The 17,529-nt window shown below is 60.9% G+C and carries 13 protein-coding genes; 6 read left to right on the top strand and 7 right to left on the bottom strand.

Annotated features, from left to right (window positions below; translation table 11 throughout):
• Positions 1 to 128 precede the first annotated feature (128 nt).
• The 4 genes from AB1286_RS06700 to AB1286_RS06715 all read right to left on the bottom strand — a co-directional run bounded on the left by AB1286_RS06700 (position 129) and on the right by AB1286_RS06715 (position 3,278).
• On the bottom strand, positions 129 to 1,673 hold the full coding sequence (locus tag AB1286_RS06700; protein WP_430362521.1) for a methyl-accepting chemotaxis protein: 1,545 nt from the start codon (positions 1,671 to 1,673) through the stop codon (positions 129 to 131).
• A 293-nt stretch (positions 1,674 to 1,966) separates the two neighbouring features.
• A complete protein-coding gene (locus AB1286_RS06705) occupies positions 1,967 to 2,104 on the bottom strand; it encodes an entericidin A/B family lipoprotein (protein WP_430362522.1) in 138 nt (45 codons plus the stop codon).
• Positions 2,105 to 2,197: 93 nt separating this feature from the next.
• Complete coding sequence (locus tag AB1286_RS06710; protein ID WP_430362523.1) at positions 2,198 to 2,749, bottom strand: DinB family protein; 552 nt, start codon at positions 2,747 to 2,749, stop codon at positions 2,198 to 2,200.
• A gap of 151 nt (positions 2,750 to 2,900) precedes the next feature.
• Entirely contained in the window at positions 2,901 to 3,278 is a 378-nt protein-coding gene (locus tag AB1286_RS06715; protein WP_430362524.1) for a LysR family transcriptional regulator, read from the bottom strand.
• 23 nt (positions 3,279 to 3,301) lie between these two features.
• Between AB1286_RS06715 and AB1286_RS06720 the strand changes: the two genes are divergently transcribed.
• The 3 genes from AB1286_RS06720 (at position 3,302) to AB1286_RS06730 (ending at position 8,702) form a co-directional block, all read left to right on the top strand.
• On the top strand, positions 3,302 to 4,600 hold the full coding sequence (locus tag AB1286_RS06720) for an amidase (RefSeq protein WP_430362525.1): 1,299 nt from the start codon (positions 3,302 to 3,304) through the stop codon (positions 4,598 to 4,600).
• Between the two features lie 112 nt (positions 4,601 to 4,712).
• Positions 4,713 to 5,783, top strand: coding sequence for a surface-adhesin E family protein (locus AB1286_RS06725; RefSeq protein ID WP_430362526.1), 1,071 nt, complete (start codon positions 4,713 to 4,715; stop codon positions 5,781 to 5,783).
• Between the two features lie 282 nt (positions 5,784 to 6,065).
• The gene (locus tag AB1286_RS06730) at positions 6,066 to 8,702 is read left to right on the top strand and encodes a beta strand repeat-containing protein (RefSeq protein WP_430362527.1); all 2,637 of its coding nucleotides are present in this window, start codon (positions 6,066 to 6,068) and stop codon (positions 8,700 to 8,702) included.
• Positions 8,703 to 8,786: 84 nt separating this feature from the next.
• Here AB1286_RS06730 and AB1286_RS06735 read toward each other — a convergent pair whose 3' ends face one another.
• On the bottom strand, positions 8,787 to 9,314 hold the full coding sequence (locus AB1286_RS06735) for a hypothetical protein (protein WP_430362528.1): 528 nt from the start codon (positions 9,312 to 9,314) through the stop codon (positions 8,787 to 8,789).
• A 191-nt stretch (positions 9,315 to 9,505) separates the two neighbouring features.
• Here AB1286_RS06735 and AB1286_RS06740 point away from each other — a divergent pair, with 191 nt between their 5' ends.
• Positions 9,506 to 10,129 carry a glutathione S-transferase family protein gene (locus AB1286_RS06740; protein WP_430365008.1) on the top strand — a complete coding sequence of 208 codons (624 nt, stop codon included), beginning with the start codon at positions 9,506 to 9,508 and terminating at the stop codon, positions 10,127 to 10,129.
• Between the two features lie 383 nt (positions 10,130 to 10,512).
• Positions 10,513 to 13,230, top strand: a complete 2,718-nt coding sequence (locus AB1286_RS06745; protein ID WP_430362529.1) for a filamentous hemagglutinin N-terminal domain-containing protein — start codon at positions 10,513 to 10,515, stop codon at positions 13,228 to 13,230.
• An 84-nt stretch (positions 13,231 to 13,314) separates the two neighbouring features.
• On the opposite strand, the gene AB1286_RS06750 is transcribed toward AB1286_RS06745, so the two are convergent.
• Positions 13,315 to 15,447, bottom strand: coding sequence for a TonB-dependent siderophore receptor (locus AB1286_RS06750; RefSeq protein WP_430365009.1), 2,133 nt, complete (start codon positions 15,445 to 15,447; stop codon positions 13,315 to 13,317).
• Positions 15,448 to 16,168: 721 nt separating this feature from the next.
• On the opposite strand from AB1286_RS06750, the gene AB1286_RS06755 reads away from it, so the two are divergent.
• The gene (locus AB1286_RS06755) at positions 16,169 to 16,654 is read left to right on the top strand and encodes a helix-turn-helix domain-containing protein (RefSeq protein WP_430362530.1); all 486 of its coding nucleotides are present in this window, start codon (positions 16,169 to 16,171) and stop codon (positions 16,652 to 16,654) included.
• Between the two features lie 128 nt (positions 16,655 to 16,782).
• On the opposite strand, the gene AB1286_RS06760 is transcribed toward AB1286_RS06755, so the two are convergent.
• Positions 16,783 to 17,349: a hypothetical protein gene (locus AB1286_RS06760; RefSeq protein ID WP_430362531.1), complete on the bottom strand. Its 567-nt coding sequence runs from the start codon at positions 17,347 to 17,349 to the stop codon at positions 16,783 to 16,785.
• Between the last annotated feature and the right edge of the window lie 180 nt (positions 17,350 to 17,529).

A 17,529-nucleotide genomic window follows, 5' to 3' on the forward strand; every position in this document is an offset into this window, starting at 1 on the left:
CGCCGGGTTGAATCGGACGAGAGGATAGCATTGCGCGGCTAGCACGGCGGTGCCGTGCGGCCGAGGCCGTCAACGCATGTGTGCACGCGCGCGCCGGTGCGCCATGCGATGACGGCAAGCGTTACGGGTTAGCGGAACACGCCGACTGCGTCGACGAGGCGCGTCGCCTGCTGCTTCAAACTGGCGAGCGCGGCCGTGCTTTGCTCGACGAGCGCCGCGTTTTGCTGCGTGATGTTATCGAGTTCGCTCACCGCGCGATCGACTTGCAGCACACCGGCGCTCTGCTCGCTCGTCGCCGAACTGATTTCGGCGATGAGATCGGACACACGCTTGACCTGCGCGACGATGTCGTCCATCGTACGACCCGCATCGTCGACGAGCTTCGAGCCCGAATCGACCTTTTCGACGCTCGCATCGATCAGCGACTTGATCTCCTTCGCCGCGGTCGCGCTGCGTTGCGCCAAGCTGCGCACCTCGCCCGCGACGACCGCGAAGCCTCGGCCCTGCTCGCCCGCGCGGGCCGCTTCGACGGCCGCGTTCAGCGCGAGGATATTGGTCTGGAATGCGATGCCGTCGATCACGCCGATGATGTCGGCGATCTTGCGCGAACTCGTCGTGATGTCGTTCATCGTATGGACGACCTCGGATACGGCGCGCCCGCCCGCCGATGCCGATTCGCTCGCGGTGCTCGATAGCTGGTTCGCGGCCGACGCCGTCTCGGCATTGCTCTTGACGGTCGAGGTCATTTGCATCATCGAGGAAGCCGTCTGCTGCACGCTCGATGCCGCTTGCTCCGTACGCGAACTCAGATCGATATTGCCTTGCGCGAATTCGTTGATCGATTGCTGCACGTGACGCACTTGCCCGCTCACGTCATCGACGAGCCAACGGAACATCAGTCCCATCTGGTTGACGGTGCGCAACGTCATGCCGATCTCATCGACGCGATCGGCTTCGGCCGATTGCCGCCCTTGCCCCGACGCCACATTGAGCGCATGTTCGCGCAAGCGCTCGACCGGTCCGGCGATCTGCGCTTCGAGCCAAAACGACGCGAGCGCGAACGCCGCGCACGTCACGGCGCCGAAGACGGCGAGCCCGGTGCCGGTCTGGCCGGAAGCCGCGGCGGCGCCGACGAGCACCGGCACGAGCGCGATCAGTGCCGTGCGGATACGCCAGCGCACGGACATCGTCTTGAGCGCGCTGGTAAAGCCCAACAGACCCTTGCGAACGACGAGCCCCTTGTGGAAGGCACGGTTGCCCGCCCGCCCCTCGCGAACATCGGCATACAAGGCCTCGGCGGCTGCGATTTCATCGCGCGATGGCTTCGTGCGCACCGACATATAGCCAACGGGGCGCCCGCCGCGTACGACCGGCATCGCATTGGCCCGCACCCAGTAGTGATCGCCGTTTTTGCATCGGTTCTTGACGATGCCGGTCCAAGGCTCGCCGTCCTTGAGCGTCGCCCACATATCGGCGAACGCTTCCTGCGGCATATCGGGGTGGCGCACGACGTTGTGCGGCTGGCCCTCCAGTTCCTCGACCGAAAAACCGCTGACCTCGACGAACGCCGCATTCGCATAGGTGATATAGCTTTGCGCGTCGGTTGTCGACATCAGGGTTGCGTCATCGGACAACTCATGTTCCCGGCCGGTGACAGGCACGTTGTTGCGCATCGAACAAGACCTCAGAAAGTTTGAAACGGGGCGGCAACACAATGCGGCCGATAGCCGCGGTGGCTGCTTACGCTCGTTTAACGGCCGGCTTACGAGGAACTTGAGGTATCTTTTACGCGGCGGCGGGATAAAAAGCGAAAAAGCAATCTTACGAATAGTGCGACAATAAAAAACGGCCTCCGTGCCGGGGTGTCCCAGCACGGAGGCCGTATCGATTCTCTATCGACAAACAACGCAGTCGATTAAGTTCGCTTAATTAAGTGCGCCTAAGTATTCGACTAAGGCCGTTCACGCTAGTCGGAATGGCGGTCCGCCGAGTTGGTGATGGCTTGTCCGCCCTTCGAGATGTCCTGGCCGGCGCCCGCGACGGTATGGCAGGCGGTCAGCGCGAGCGTACTTCCAAGCAGCATCAGTGCGATGAGTCGTGTCATGAGCGTCCTCCGTTCGAGTATGAATCTACAAAGATCGCAGCAAGCTCCATACCCGATTCGCTTACGCACCGCACATCTCTCGGTGCAAGCGCTTCAAACCGACGATAAGGCGGCGTTGATACCTTGCGCACGACGCGACGGCTCGGCGCCATGCAAATGAACGGCGTAGGTATCGCGAGGCAACTTGAATTGCGGACCCTCGGCGAGCGCGACGCGCTTCAATGCCGCGCAAGCCTCGCCGCGATGATAGCCGCCGTGAATGACCACGTGCGTCAGCATCTCTTCGCGCGTCATGTAGCCGTTGTCCCCGTCCGTGAACTGGAACGGAACGGATTCGCTCAACGCGGACGGCGTCACCTCCTTCACGTAGTCGAGATACCAGTCGTCGATACGGGCGAACTCCGAACGCAGCGCCTCGAGTTCAGGCGTATCGGGAGTATTGTCCGCAGCGAAGCCATGTTGCTCGCCGACAAGGTGCGCCGCGAAGATTTTGCCCACGACAAGGCAATGATTCATGATTCGAAGCATGAGGTGCCGCTCATCGGCGTGGCGAACGGCGTCGAGTCCTTTCATCGCCTCCAACACTTCCGAATTAGCCCATGCTTGATAGCGGAGCATTCGGGATAAGAGGTCGTTTGTGCTCATCACCACGTTCTCCTTGGACATCAATCAAATGTGAATTCGCGATGCATCGTTGGCAAGCGGGTGCTCGCATATTCGCGGCACAATGCCTCGACGAGCGAGCATACGGCAGGATTGTCCGACGCCTTGAGCGTCGTCACGACGATCGTCGCCGTCAACTCCGGTCTTTGGGGCAACGGGCGAAAAGCGAGCGCGCCGCCAGACGCACGCGTTCGAGCATCTTTTCCATGTCGCTGCAAAGCAACTGCGCATGGGCATACATCACCGCACCGGCGGGTGTCAGTTGAACCGAGCGCGTCGTGCGTGTCAGCAATTGCGCGCCGACAAGCGCTTCGAGCCGCCGAATTTGATGACTCAATGCCGGTTGACTCATACACAGGCGCTCTGCGGCTCGCGCGAAATGCAATTCTTCCGCAAGCGCGCAAAAAGTGACAAGCAGCCGACCGTCGAGCCCGATTAATTCAGAGATCAAAATAAACGGCGCCCAATTATGAATTGGACGATTATCGATATGCCGCCTACGCTTCGTCAACTTTTCGAATGAAGGGGCGTGCGGTGGGGCAAAGCGAAAACATAAAGGGAACGTCCGGCGATATCGGTGTCTCCGATATCGTCGCGCGAATGCGATTGGGCATCGCGCGTCCCGCGCAGTGCGTCGACGATGCCTGGGCTGCGATTGCGCGCTGCGATGTGCGCGTGCGGGCGTGGGCGCACGTCCCCTCGCGCGGTACGCTGTTGGCCAGCGCGAATCGCATCGATCCTACCGCTGCGTTGGCCGGCGTCCCCTTCGGCGTGAAGGACATCATCGACGTCGCGGGCATGCCGACCCGGTATGGTGCACACCTGCCGTCAACCGGCGACGCGCCGTTCGACGCCGCATGCGTCGCGATCTTGCGCGCCGCCGGCGCGGTGCCGGTCGGCAAAACCGTGACGACAGAATTTGCGTATCGGACGCCCGGCTCGACGCGCAACCCGCACAATTTCGAGCGTACACCGGGCGGCTCATCGAGCGGTTCGGCCGCTGCCGTTGCCGCCGCCATGGTGCCGATGGCCCTCGGCACGCAGACTGGCGGCTCGATCATCCGCCCCGCCGCATTTTGCGGAGTCGTCGGTTTTAAACCGTCGATCGGCGCAGTCCCACGCGACGGCATTAAAGTGATTTGCGAGTCGCTCGATACGATCGGATGGTATGCGCGATCGGTCGGCGATGTCACCGAAGTCGCTCGCGTGCTGCTGCCTTCGAGCGCCGGAACGCCCCCGCCGGCTCGAGCGCCCCGCATCGCGGTGATCCTCGGCGGATATCGGCATACGCTCGACGATGAGGCCCGTCACGTACTGGACAGCGTCGTCCAACGACTCGAGACGCAAGGCGCGGACTGCTTCGAGAGACACGTGCAGGGCGAACTCGCGCAATTGGCCGACGCGCATCGCACGATCATGCGCTACGAACTGGCCGCGAGCCTTTCACCGGTTGCGCACCGGTATGAAGGGCGGCTAAGCGAAGCGCTGCGAAGCTGTATTCGCGACGGACTTGCCACGCCTTTGTCCGACTATCTCGCCATGCTCGAGGTGCGGCGTGAATTGACCTACGACTGGGAAAGATTCGCCGGCCACGCCGACCTCATCGTCACGCCGAGCGTGCCCGGCGTAGCGCCGACCGGGCTCGCCGACACCGGCTCGTCGGCCTTCAACGTAGCTTGGTCGGTTCTTGGCTGGCCATGTTTGCATCTTCCGGCCGCCATGTCTGCTCATGGGATGCCGCTCGGCGTGCAACTCATCGGTCCACGCTATCGGGATACCGATCTACTGGCCACGTCAGCATGGATCGAATCGGCATTGCCGCGTATCGATTAAGTTAGCCCTTACCGTGCAGCGCCTAGCGCCAATGGCATAATTGCATGGCCAATCCCAAGACGCGATGCCAGATATCGCGCGCCGAAATCACTCAATACGACCGCATCCTGCAATGAAATCGACGACACTTTGCGCACTGATGGTCCTGCTGTGCGCAGGCTGTGCGAGCAGTGGCCACCGCGCACAAAGCAAAGACGTCCTGGCGACCCTGCCGGCGGATCCGCATCAAACAACACAGCCTCTTTGGATCAAGGCCGTACCGCCTTATTCCTTATCCCTGCTTTCCAAAGCGGAAGTCGATTTACATTCGGTCCAATCGAATGGCGACGGGACCATTACAGCGTGGGAACGGGACACCTACCAGGAAATTCAAAATCCCTCGACCGACTATGGCTATAAGGTTGCGGAAGCGCACTACTTGTTCGACTGCGCCGGCGGGACGTTTTCGATTCTCGACGTCAACACGAGAAGAGAAAACGGCGACCTAGTCCGATCCGTGCCGCTCTCGGGTAGCGGACCGCAACATCGGCAAAACATCTTCCCGCATTCGCTGAACAGTGCCGAGGCCAAACTTGCTTGTGCTCAGGCCGAACGCAATTGGCCGGGCGACGCTCGTTATACGCTTCAGATAAAGCCCGACGCACCGCCGCCCAAGAGCGACGGTGCATCCGACATGACACCGGACAATAGGCGGGAAATCGAGCGTTCGGTTCTGCAACTCAAGCAACGGCAAGCAGTCGATGAGGTCCCCGCCGCCTCGGTGCTGGCTATTCCTTCGGGGAGCAGTGCATGCCGCGCGATGACCCTTTCCGGCGGCCGCGCATCGACCTTCGAATTGTGTGTCACCCAAGGACACATGTCGCACGACATCTACACCGTACGGATGGCGGGACAAAAGATCATCGAAGGGATCGACGACGACACCACGCAGGGCATCGCCCGGCTGTTCGGGGGCACCGCCCTCAATCTCAAGTGCGTCCCTATCGATCAGCTAGCGAGCGACGTTACGGCGAAGACGATCGAAGATGCGATAGAGTCGTTGAAAACGTCGTCTCCCAACGCATCGTTCGAACAACGAAAAGACTTTGCGCTATCGATGCACTCAGTAGAGATCGGCCGCCACTGTAGGCTGACTCAGTCGAACGAAGCGACCGCAACCCTCGACATTCGATTCCCTGAATAACGATCTCTGGCGGCCTCACTCTTTGGCCGCCTCATCTTCCAACGACCATACGTCCCAACGAATCGCTTCCCTATGACCGGAGTGATTCGTCCCTTACAGATCGCCTGGACCACACTGCCGAGCCTTTGTTGTCGGTGTGAAACGCTGGCGCGTTCTAACGGGGTTTTGGCGATACCGACCGGACGAAAAATTCATAATATGAACGCACCATGACGCCCCCCAGGGGCTCATTACGCGCGTACCGGAACGCGCTAGCGCTTCTAAAAAAAGAGGGTAAACGCGATGCTTCTTGCCTCAAGGACCGAACACGCATGCCGCTTACCTCGCACGTCGCTTCAAGTGCTTACGCCAGCCTTGCTCGCGATATGGCTCACTACCCCGGCAATTGCATGTGCGGCCGGGGCGCTACCTCAAGGCGGGAAGTTCGCCGCGGGGTCGGGGTCGATCAACGGCAACGCGACATCGCTGACAATCAATCAAACATCGAGTCGCGGGGTGATCGATTGGACGAGCTTCTCGATCGGCAGCGGCAACCAGGTCACCATCAACAACGGCACGGGCGCGACGCTCAACCGCGTGACGGGTACCGCCGCTTCGGCGATTCTCGGCTCGCTCTCGGCCACCGGCAGCCTCTATTTGATCAATCCACAGGGAGTCCTAATCGATCATAGCGGCGTGGTCTCGACAGGCGGCCGCTTCGTCGCCTCGTCGCTCGATACCGACGACACTGCATTCATGAACGGCGCGCCCCTTACCTTCTCGAGTCCGTCGGGTACCGCTAAGGGCACGGTCGTGAACCTGGGGACGATTGCGACCAGCGGGGGCGACGTCTTTCTCATCACCAGCAACGAAGTCGATAACGTCGGCACCATTACGGCCCCGAAGGGGACGGTGGAGCTAATCGCCGGGCAACAAGTGCTGCTGCACGATTCGGCGGCTAGCCAACAAGTGTTCGTCCAAAACCCGAGCCACGGGATAGTCGTCAATCGCGGCACGATCGAAGCGGCGCAAATCAACCTTCAGGCGGCCGACGGCAACATCTACGCACTGGCCGGCGCGCATTCGGTGCTGCGCGCGACAGGCACCGCGGTACGGGACGGTCATGTCTGGCTGGTGGCCGATACCGGCCGAGTCTGGATGGACGGAGCAATCGATACGGTCAACGCAGACGGAAGCGGCGGCACCGTCGATACGAACGCTGCGACGCTGCGGATCGCGGGCGGCCCGAGCGTAAAGGCCAATCAATGGAACATCACCACGCCCAGCCTTACGATCGACAGCCTCGCCGCGCCTGTCTTACAGAACAACCTCAATGCGGGAACGTCGATCAATCTTCAAACGACCGGCGCGGCGGGTACGACCGGCGATATCGACCTAGCCTCGAGCATTCATTGGAGCGGCGCTGCATCGCTGACGCTGGACGCTTACCACTCATTGACGATCGAAGCCGCCGCCAAGTTGAAAAACGACGGCAACGGGAATTTGACCTTGTTCGCCGATGCGCAAGCGATCGACAACGGCGGCAGCATCACGAATAAAGGCACGGTGGATTGGTCGACGAGCCAGGGCATCGTCAGCCTGTTTCACGACATGAACGGCACTTACACCGCCGGCACTTTGCTCTCCAACGGATCGTGGACCGCACCGGCCGACAGTGGCCTCGTATCGCAGATCACGAGTTATAAGCTCGTCAACTTCTATAAGGATCTCGAGAACGTCAACGGCGATTTGACGGGCAACTACGCACTAGGCCGGGATATCGTCGCGACCGCGTCGAGCGACGGCTCCTTCGTTCCGCTCGGCGGCGGCAATAACGCGTTCACCGGTCAATTCGATGGGCGTGGCCATACGATCTCCTCGCTCACGATGCGCGGCGCCGGCCCGCAATCGATGGGCCTGTTCGGAACGCTCGGTGCGAGCGCGGTCGTGCGCGATCTGAACGTCAACGGCAATATCGCGATGGCGCTCGATCCGCAAAACAACTGGGAAGACGGCATTCAGGGGATCTTGGCCGGCATCAACGAGGGGACGATTCTGCGCGTCAACACGTCCGGCAGTATCTGGGATGTGCTTGCTACGCAAAACATCGCGATCACGGGGGGACTCGTGGGCGTGAACACCGGCACGATCGAGCATTCGAGCGCCGCCGCGATTCTGAACTCGGGAACAGTGGGAGGCCTCGTCGGCGAAAACGACGGCCTGATTGCGGACTCGCATGCTTCGGGGCAAGTTCAGGGAGCAACTGCGGTGGTCATCACCGCCGATGGGCCAGCCGGCCTGGTCAGCGATAACCGCGGGACGATCACCCGATCGTATGCAACCGGTGTGGTAGTAGGCGAATGCAATGACTCGCATTGCGGCGGTGCCGCCGGACTCGTCTCGGACAATTTCTACGGCGTGATCAGCCAGTCGTACTCGACCGGCGATGTGGAAGCCGGCCGCTGCGGCGCCGAGAGCTGCGGATATGCCGCGGGACTGGTGCTGCAAAACACGGGGGCGATCAGCCAGTCGTATTCGACAGGCCGCGTGATTGCCAACGGATGTATCGACCCTTCCAATTGCGGCTCCGGTTCCGCGCTTGTGTATGACAACGCCGGCAAGATCAGTCAGTCGTTCGCGACAGGCTTGGTGACGGCCGGAATCATCGACCCGCCCGCCGGCCCGCAAGCACAAAGCTCCGGCATCACGACGCGCAACACGGGCTCGATCGGCAACAACGTCTACTGGAACAAACAAACCACTGCCACGGCGGTCGGCGTGGCGTCCGGGACACCGATCTCGGCCGCCAACGGCCTAACCACTGCGCAGATGTCGAACGCCGCGAACTTCTCGGGTTGGGATTTCAGCTCGACCGGTGCGTGGGCGATGCCGGCGGGCGCCGATCATCCCGTCTTAAGATGGCAGATGCAGAACCCGTAGACGGTCATGCAGTGAAGCTGACGAGCGGCGCGTGCGATATGCATGCGCTGCGACACCCACGACCGGCTTCGCCGCAATCGTCGATCAGCCGGGTCGGCGAAACTCGTTTTCCACCCAGCTCGCCGCGCTCGCCTTATTCAACTTGAAGTTCGGCGCCACCCGCACTTGAGCGAGCTGTTCTCCGAAGGTGGTCAGCGCTGTTAGTAGCGCATACGGGTCGTCCTCGTCGGGAACGATGTCCAGCGTGACGTCCAGATCGCCATCGCCCGTTGCGGCCGCTACGGTCACTCGCTTGTGCAGTTGCGCGCGCAACTGCTGCTCGTGCCGCCACAATACCTCCGACGCGGTTTTCACGAGCGTATTGAATGCCGCCGCATCGAGCGGTTTCGGGTCTTTCTTGTTGCGGCCCATCGTCCACGGGCCGACCAGCGCGGGCTCCGGCTCTCCGTCCTTGATCATTTCGACAGCCCAGCCGTCGTCGTCCTCGTTCTTGATCACGCGCGCGGTCCATCCGCTGTCGCGCCAGAGTCCGTCTCCGTGCACCGTTTCGGAAACCTCGGTGGCGGGGCCTTCGGCTGCAAGCTCGGGCGACGGAAGCGATAAATCAGTCATGACACATTCACTCGTTCGGGCGGCGCATCGTGCGCGCAATCCAGCGATTTTACTCGCGCATGGCGCAGCGAACGCAGCGCTATGACAAACGGACAAGGCAACCGCCACGGCAAAACTTCGGCGAACTGTACATGGTGCCCATGATCGACCGACGCTTAGACTCTTCGCATCGAACCGTCTTTCAGACCGGTATGCTAAAAATTCTGGGAAAAGCGTCATCCATCAACGTTCGTAAGGTGCTATGGACCTGCGCCGAATTAAATCTATCTTTTGAGCAAGAGGATTGGGGATCGGGTTTCAAATCTACGCAAACGCCGGCATTTCTTACTTTGAATCCGAACGGTCTGGTTCCGGTGTTACGCGATGGCGATTTCGTTCTTTGGGAGTCGAATTCCATCATCCGTTATCTTGCGTCGCGCTATAACGGCTCGCATCTTTATCCCACCGATCCAATGGTGCGCGCGGGCATCGATCAATGGATGGATTGGCAAGCCACGGAGCTCAATCGGTCCTGGAGCTACGCCTTTCTCAACCTGGTTCGGCAGTCCACGACGCATCAAGCGGCAGATGAGACGACACGATCGATCGAGACTTGGACCAGACACATGCGCATACTGAACGGTCAGCTGACGGCAACCGGCGCGTATATCGCCGGCACTCGATTTTCGCTGGCCGATATTCCAATCGCGTTGTCCGTGAATCGCTGGTTCGGCACACCGTTCGATCGCCCGCATTTCGCTGCCGTTTCACACTATTTCGATCGTTTGAACGATCGTCCCGCCTTTCTCGATTACTGCAAAAACGGACTGCCTTAGCCGATGGCGAGATCGACTGTCATGTTCCGGCATGGTCTTTAGTACAACCAAATAAAATATCGCGGTTCGGGTCCGTTGGGACTCCAGTTCGACCTGTGCGTCGGTCATGCCGGCGGGAGCCGTTCATCCATACTTGCGGCAGCCGCCTCTGTAACTGCACCGGCTTCGCTTGCAGCACGTGTGACATCTGCGCCCTGCATGACGACGCGTAGACGACCCGGCGCCCGTGAGCGGCATTCAATTGTCGCTGGCCGAAATGCCTAAGAAATTGGCCGTGGAACCCTAGCGTACCGCTCGATTCGAGCGTCCGTATCAATCAATGGCGCGATCCACTGTCATTTTGGCGATGCCATCTTTCTACAGCCAAATAACATGAGCGAGTGATGGCCCACTCCCCCACGCGAGGGTTGCGTGCGCCGGGAACGGATAACGTCATTCGCGATTCGTCATTGGCGAACCGCCACGCTCACGATACAGGGATAACCGTGAATCTCCTCGCCTCGCGTCGCATAAGTTTTCAAGACATCCGGCGCAATCCACTGCCCGCGCTCCTGCCCACCGTTCTCGCCGTCTCACTCGCTATGCCGGCCGCCGCTCTCGCCGCCGGCGCGTTGCCGCAAGGCGGGCATTTCGTCGCCGGTTCCGGATTCATTTATAGCGATGCCAACTCGGTCACGATCGACTCAGCTCTCGGCCGCTCCGTCATCGATTGGACCAGCTTCTCGATCGGCGCCGGCAACCATGTGAGCATCTACAACACGGGCCCTACGCTCAATCGAGTCACGGGTGCGGATCCCTCATCGATTTTCGGCTCGCTCACATCCAATGGCAGCGTCTATTTGATCAATCCTCACGGCGTGCTCATCGGCAGCTCCGGCGTCGTCACGACGGCGGGCCGCTTCGTCGCCTCCACGCTCGATGTCGATAACACCGCGTTTATGAACGGCGGTCCCCTCACCTTCTCGCGCCCATCGGGAGGCGCGAAAGGCACCGTCGTCAACCTCGGCAAGATCTCCTCGACGGGCGGCGACGTATTTTTGATCGCGAATGGCGAAGTCGATAACGTCGGCAGCATCAGCGCACCGAACGGCAGCACCGAACTCGTCGCCGGCCAACAAGTGCTCTTGCAAGATTCGGCGGGCAGCCAACAATTGTTCGTGCAACAAGGCAGCGCCGGCAACGTCGTCAATCGCGGCGATATCGAAGCGGCGCAGATCAGCCTACAGGCGGCCGACGGCAACGTTTATGCGCTCGCCGGCAATCACGCGGTGCTGCGCGCCACCGGCGCGGCGACGCGAGACGGTCATGTCTGGCTCGTGGCCGATACGGGCAGAGTCTGGATCGATGGAGCGGTCGAAGCGGCCAATGCGGACGGCAGCGGCGGCACCGTCGATACGACCGCCGCCAGGTTGCGCATTGCGGGCGGCCCCACGGTGAAGGCAAACGTCTGGAACGTCAGGCTGCCGACCTTCACGCTCGACGGCGCCGATGCGCAAGTATTTCAAAACAATCTCAACCAGGGCACCTCACTCAATCTCCAAACAACCGGCGCAGGCGGCACGACCGGCGATCTCGAGGTCGCGTCCAGCCTGCATTGGAACGGCGCGGCGTCGCTCACGCTTGGCGCCTATCACTCGTTGACGATCGACGCTGCATCGAAATTGATCAACGACGGGACGGGGAATTTGACGTTGCGCGCCGATGCTTCGGCGAGCGATAACGGCGGCAGCGTCGTGAACAACGGCGTCGTGAATTGGTCGGGAAGCCGGGGCATCGTCAGCGCGTACTACGACATCAACGGCACCTACCGCCCCGGCACAATGCTCGCCAACGCGTCGTGGACCTCGCCGACCTACAGCGGCATCACCGCACAAATCTTGGCTTACAAGCTCATCGACAACTTAACGGACCTGAATCACGTCGCTACCGACCTGGGTAGCAACTACGCGCTCGGCAGGGACATCGATGCCGGTGTTATTTGGGGCAGCACATTCACGCCCATTGGCAGTGGTAACTCCCCTTTCACCGGCCAATTCGATGGACAGGGCCACACGATCTCGTCGTTGACGGTGTCGACGGATCCCACCGTATTAGCGGGGTTGTTCGACACCCTGGGCGCAAGCGCGACCGTGCACGATCTAAACATCAGCGGCAACGTGGTCTCCGCTGGACAAGCAGTAGCGGGGATCTTAGCGGGCCAAAATTATGGCACCGTCTTGCGCGTCAACACGTCGGGAAACGCGGGGAACACTTATTTTGGGGCGGGCGTGCCCGTCGGGGGACTCGTGGGCGAGAACTTCGGCACGATCGAGGGCTCGAGCAGTAGCGCATTCGTCGCATCGACCGCGGCAGGCGGCCTCGTCGGTTGGAATACCGGGCAAATCATTCAGTCCCACGCATCGGGACAGGTTCAAGGCCCGTCGGACCCCAACGGCGGTCCTGGAGGACTTGTCGCTGTCAACGAAGGTGGGACGATCACTCAGTCGTACGCGACGGGTCTGGTAGATAGCCAATGCTCCATCGGAACCTGCTACGGCGCCGGGGGACTCGTGTACCTCAATTACTATGGGACGATCGACCAGTCGTACGCGACCGGCACCGTGGACGCCAATGGATGCGGCTTTGGCGGGTGCGCCATCGGCGCAGGGCTGGTCCTCATTAACGAGGGGTCGATTACTCGGTCGTATGCGACCGGCGACGTCTTGGCTCTAGGGTGTTACAGCGCCACCCTGTGCAGTGCCGGATCGGCGTTCGTTGGCTATAACCAAGGTTCGATCAGCCAGTCGTTTGCCACCGGTCGAGTGACCGGCGCCGTCACGCAATCGCCCACCGGCCCCACCGTGCAAAGTTACGGTATCGCATTCAGCAATAGCGGCGACATCGGCAACGATGTGTATTGGGACAAAGATTCCACCGGGACCTCCGTCGGCGTGGGATCCGGCACCGCACTCCCGCCTGCTAGCGGGCTGATCGCCGCGCAAATGTCGAATCCGGCGAGCTTCTCCGGTTGGGACTTCAGCTCGGCTGGTATGTGGACTATGCCGCCCGAAGCCGACCACCCCATCTTGCGCTGGCAGTTGCAGCCGCCTTCGACCGAATAGTCGATCGCCCCCGCCGCGCATCGGTGAATGGAAGCTTTACCACGAGGGGCGCCATGACCGCGAATCCGGCGATCGAGACATACATCACCAATGGTAATTGGCGCTGGCGAGCACGGTTCGCTCATTGCCGAATCCGCAGACCGAGTACGACTGGCAACCGCTGATGTAGCGACGGTCGAACAGGTTTGTCGCGTTCAGTGAGAAGCGCCAATTGCGACTGTCATAGTGCAGCGCCGCGTCGTACAGCGTGTAGCTCGGGACGGTCAGCGAGTTGTCCGGGGCACCCGCGGACGCGCTCTGGTAGCGGATCCCGCCGCCGATGCCGAACCCGGCAAGGGCGCCGGTATGCCATGTCCAGTCGGCCCACAGCGACGCCATCTGGCGCGGCCGCGCAATGTCGACGGGCCAGTTGTTCAGCGATACGTCGTTCGCCTTTACGTTCTTCACGTCCTGATAGATGTACGACGTGACGATCGACAGCTCGCGCGTCACGTTTCCAACCGCGCTCAACTCGATGCCGCGCGAACGCACCTCGCCGGTCTGCACGGAGGAGATGCCGGTAGGATCGAGATTTTTCGGTGCCGGCGTCACGACGTTCGTCTGGTTGATCTGGTAGGCGACCGCGCTCAACATCAGTTTTTTGCCGAGCGGCTGCCAGCGTAGGCCTGCCTCGGTCTGCCTACCACGCGTTGGCTGGGGCAATTCACCACCGAACATCCTCACACCGATGACCGGATTGAACGATGTCGAATAGCTGACGTACGGCGACAGGCCGTAGTCACCGCGATACGTGAGGCCGACGCGGCCCGAGAACGCGCTGACGTTCTGGTTCGACCGCGTGCCGGCCCCGCGGTCGTCCTGGTGCAGGTTGACCCAATCCTCGCGGCCACCGAGCGTCAAGGTCCAACGGTCCCATTTGATCTGGTCCTGCGCGTAGGTACCGACCGTGTTCATCGCCGTGTACAGATCGGGGTGGCCCAGGGAGGTCGGGCCCGAGAAGATCGCGCTCGTGACCGGCGCATAGACCGGATGGTAGAGGTTCAGGCCCGGCGCCAGCGCGAGCCACTCGCTGTCGGTCGACGTCTGCCGGTTGTACTCGATGCCGAGCAGTACCGTGTGCTCGAGCGGCCCCATGCCGAAACGCGCCTGTGCGTTGTTGTCGATATCGAAGCGGCTGTAGTTCAGTTGGAACAACCCGGCGAAACGCGTTATGTTGGCCGCGCTGCCCGGGGCAAGGCCAGCGCCGAAGACCGATGCGTCGTCCAGCGACAGGTGCATCCAGCGGACATTCTGGCGCAACGTCCAAGTTGAATTGAGGTTGTGCGAGAACTGATAGCCGAGCGACCACTGTTTCTTCCGGTAGTCGTTGAATGTCGGATCGCCTGTGTACACATCATGCGTGAGCTGTCCGTTGGGGTTCGGCAGAACGGTACCCTGGGCGGGTAGAAAGTTGTGTGAGAAATCGCTCCGATCTTGAAGATAGGTCGAAGTGAGTGTCAGCGAGGTGTCGGCATCCGGCTGCCAGCGCAGTGAAGGCGCAAGCGCGACACGCCGGTCCCCATTCGGACCGGTCAGTGCGTTGCCGTCTCGCGCAACGCCGATGAAACGGTACGCATACTTGCCGTCGGAGTCGAACTTGTCGCCGATGTCGAGCATCGTCTCCTTACGCGCGTAGTTGCCGATCTGTACACCGGCGTTACGCACGCGCTCGCCGTCGGCCTGTTTCGTCTGCACGTCGACGATCGCGCCCGGATCGCCGGCCCCATACAACACCGACGTCGGCCCGCGTAGCACGGTGACGCTATCGATCGTCTCGGGGGCCACACGCCAATCCGCAATGGACGTCGTGTTCGGCGCTTGCAATCCGTCGACAAACAGAGCGGGCTTAAAGCCTCGCAGCGTCGCATACAGGTCCGAGCGGTTGTCGGATCCATACGACGCGAAACCTGGCAGGTAGCGCAGTGCCTGGTTGAGATCGGTCGAGCCGGTCATCTCGATCTGCTGGTCAGTGACGATGTTGATCGTCTGTGGAATCTCGCTGATAGACGTATCGGTCTTCGTACCCGTTGCGGTGCGTTTGCCGACGAGCCCGACCGATGACGCGTTCGCCACGCCTTTCACCACGATCTCCGGTAGCGTGGCGCTCGTCGCTTGTATGTCGTCCGCCGGTTGCGGCGCCTGCGCGTAGGCGTGGCCAGCGGCCGTTGCACACAATATCGCTCCGGCGGCGATCGCACGTCGACCGTTGCACGTTGCCGCATTGTCTTTCGTTTCACGACGCCGTGAGGCTGCGGTGAATTGCACCGAAAGTACGCATACCCTGCAATTCGCCGACCGCGCGGGATGTTGTAATTTCTTGAGTTTCAATGCGGGCTTCGTTTCTATCGGATGCGTTGATGAAGAGGGCGGGCACGACCTCGTGGGGCGCGCCGCCGCGGACAAACGTCGACGAGACGCCTGATTTACGGACTTACACCGACCCTATATCGACACGACGGCGGCGGACTTGAGGCAAGAGCGAGCAGGATCACATCCCCAACCAAATGCCAAAACCGATTGGCGTTTTAGTCAATTTGCCATCGGGTACGGCATCGCTAACCCACCCGCGTAGGTCCACATGCTCAGGTCTGCCCCGATAGAACGAACAACAGCGCTAACCGGCGCGCTACGCGCAAAGCGCAGCCGTTAGCTCGACCTATATCTAAATGCAGAGGCCCATTGCGCAATGGCTGGCATTCGGTCTTAGAAACAAGCGAATTCACCACGAAGCCGGCACTCCCTCGTTGGCATCTAGCGATTGGCGAGCCCCTAGGTGGTCCGCGCCGCAGTATGTAAGCAGACGACGGCCCGCAACCGTACAGCAACCGCATCCGCATAGACGGTCCTGTGCATCCCATCCGCGAGGGTTCAGGCCCGGGAACGCGTACGCGTATCGAGTATGACCACGCGCATCGCGGCGCTCAGGTTCGTTTCTATTTCTACGAGAACGCTGCGAAGTTGCTGGCGGATTTCTGGGGCGAAGTTGAAGCGATTCTTGCGAGAAGAAGCAGTCAGCATGAGTAAAGCCAACGTCTTGAAGGTCGGGATTGCGTCATTGGAGCAATACAAAGCTCGGACGATGGCAATTGCCCGAGGTGACTATGTGCCCAGCCCGGATGAGCCCAAAGTCTGGTTCCAGTCGCTAGAAACGCTGGCACAGGTACTTTCCGACAGAAACCGCTCGCTGCTTGCGTTGATCGCCGAGACGAAGCCCGCGTCGCTGAGCGAATTAGCGGAGCGCTCGGGCCGTGCGAAGTCCAATCTATCGCGGACGTTACGGACAATGGAGCAATACGGGCTCGTTCGTTTCGAAGAAGGCGAGGGTCGAGAAGTCGCGCCGCGCGTCAACTACTCAGGCGTGGAGCTGGAAATGTCATTCGCATGATGGCGGTGGCAACTGCATGAACGTCGAGATGCGGATCGAGTTGACCCGCATGGTCATTTCAACGCGGCAGGCAGCGGCTCGCCGAGCACATCCCCGAACGGTTGTTTCCGCAAGCGTAGCCGACTTCGCTATTGCGCGGCGCGTTTGTATGATTCGAGTTCCGTCGTGGCGCGTTCGGTGCGCGTACCGTTGCTGCCGTATATCTCCTCGATGGACTTCACCCAGCGGCCCACCTCCGGCACATACCAGAACGCCTTGTAGGTGTGGCCGGCCGCTGTCTCCGCCGTGACCCGCTGCGTTTGCGTGACGAGCGTAGTCGCGTTCGACACAGTTTGGGCCGCCTGCACGACCGAGTTCGAAGGAGCCAATTGCGCGTGCCAATCGCCTTCCGCTTCGATCTTCAGCGCGTGGAATTTTCCCGCCGGCACTTGCACATCTTCATAGCCGACAATTTTGTATTTCGTCGTCCATGTCGCGGAGCTGAGCTTCGGGTTCGGGTGGGGCTCCGTATATTGAACCGCCCAGCTCTTGCCAATCTCGAGCGGGAAGGCAAGCGGCCGATTGACGACAACGTCGGTACCGTTCAATTCGCGTATGCGGCTCCAATCTGCACCGGTGATTGCCTCGTTGCCGTTTTGCGTAGAACCGGCTTGTTTCGCAACAAAATATACGTGCGAGTCCGTCACGCGTTGCACGGTAAGCTCGTCATGCGTCTGACGCCATCCCGATGGACCTCTTTCCAACGTCTCGACATAGGTCCATGAATCACCTTCTCTCAAAGTCGGTGCTGAAATCGATTGCCCCATCGCGATTATCGGCATACCGAAGGCTAACAGTAGCGCCGCGGTCAGCTTCGTTTTCATGGGTTTGCCCCC

It is taken from the genome of Trinickia sp. NRRL B-1857, from assembly GCF_050470685.1.
Lineage (GTDB): Bacteria > Pseudomonadota > Gammaproteobacteria > Burkholderiales > Burkholderiaceae > Trinickia.

Bases quoted from the DNA above. Each gene is read 5' to 3' on its own strand.
- AB1286_RS06700 (WP_430362521.1), bottom strand. From the start codon at position 1,673: ATGCGCAACAACGTGCCTGTCACCGGCCGGGAACATGAGTTGTCCGAT.
- AB1286_RS06705 (WP_430362522.1), bottom strand. From the start codon at position 2,104: ATGACACGACTCATCGCACTGATGCTGCTTGGAAGTACGCTCGCGCTG.
- AB1286_RS06710 (WP_430362523.1), bottom strand. From the start codon at position 2,749: ATGAGCACAAACGACCTCTTATCCCGAATGCTCCGCTATCAAGCATGG.
- AB1286_RS06725 (WP_430362526.1), top strand. From the start codon at position 4,713: ATGAAATCGACGACACTTTGCGCACTGATGGTCCTGCTGTGCGCAGGC.
- AB1286_RS06730 (WP_430362527.1), top strand. From the start codon at position 6,066: ATGCTTCTTGCCTCAAGGACCGAACACGCATGCCGCTTACCTCGCACG.
- AB1286_RS06735 (WP_430362528.1), bottom strand. From the start codon at position 9,314: ATGACTGATTTATCGCTTCCGTCGCCCGAGCTTGCAGCCGAAGGCCCC.
- AB1286_RS06740 (WP_430365008.1), top strand. From the start codon at position 9,506: ATGCTAAAAATTCTGGGAAAAGCGTCATCCATCAACGTTCGTAAGGTG.
- AB1286_RS06745 (WP_430362529.1), top strand. From the start codon at position 10,513: ATGGCCCACTCCCCCACGCGAGGGTTGCGTGCGCCGGGAACGGATAAC.
- AB1286_RS06755 (WP_430362530.1), top strand. From the start codon at position 16,169: ATGACCACGCGCATCGCGGCGCTCAGGTTCGTTTCTATTTCTACGAGA.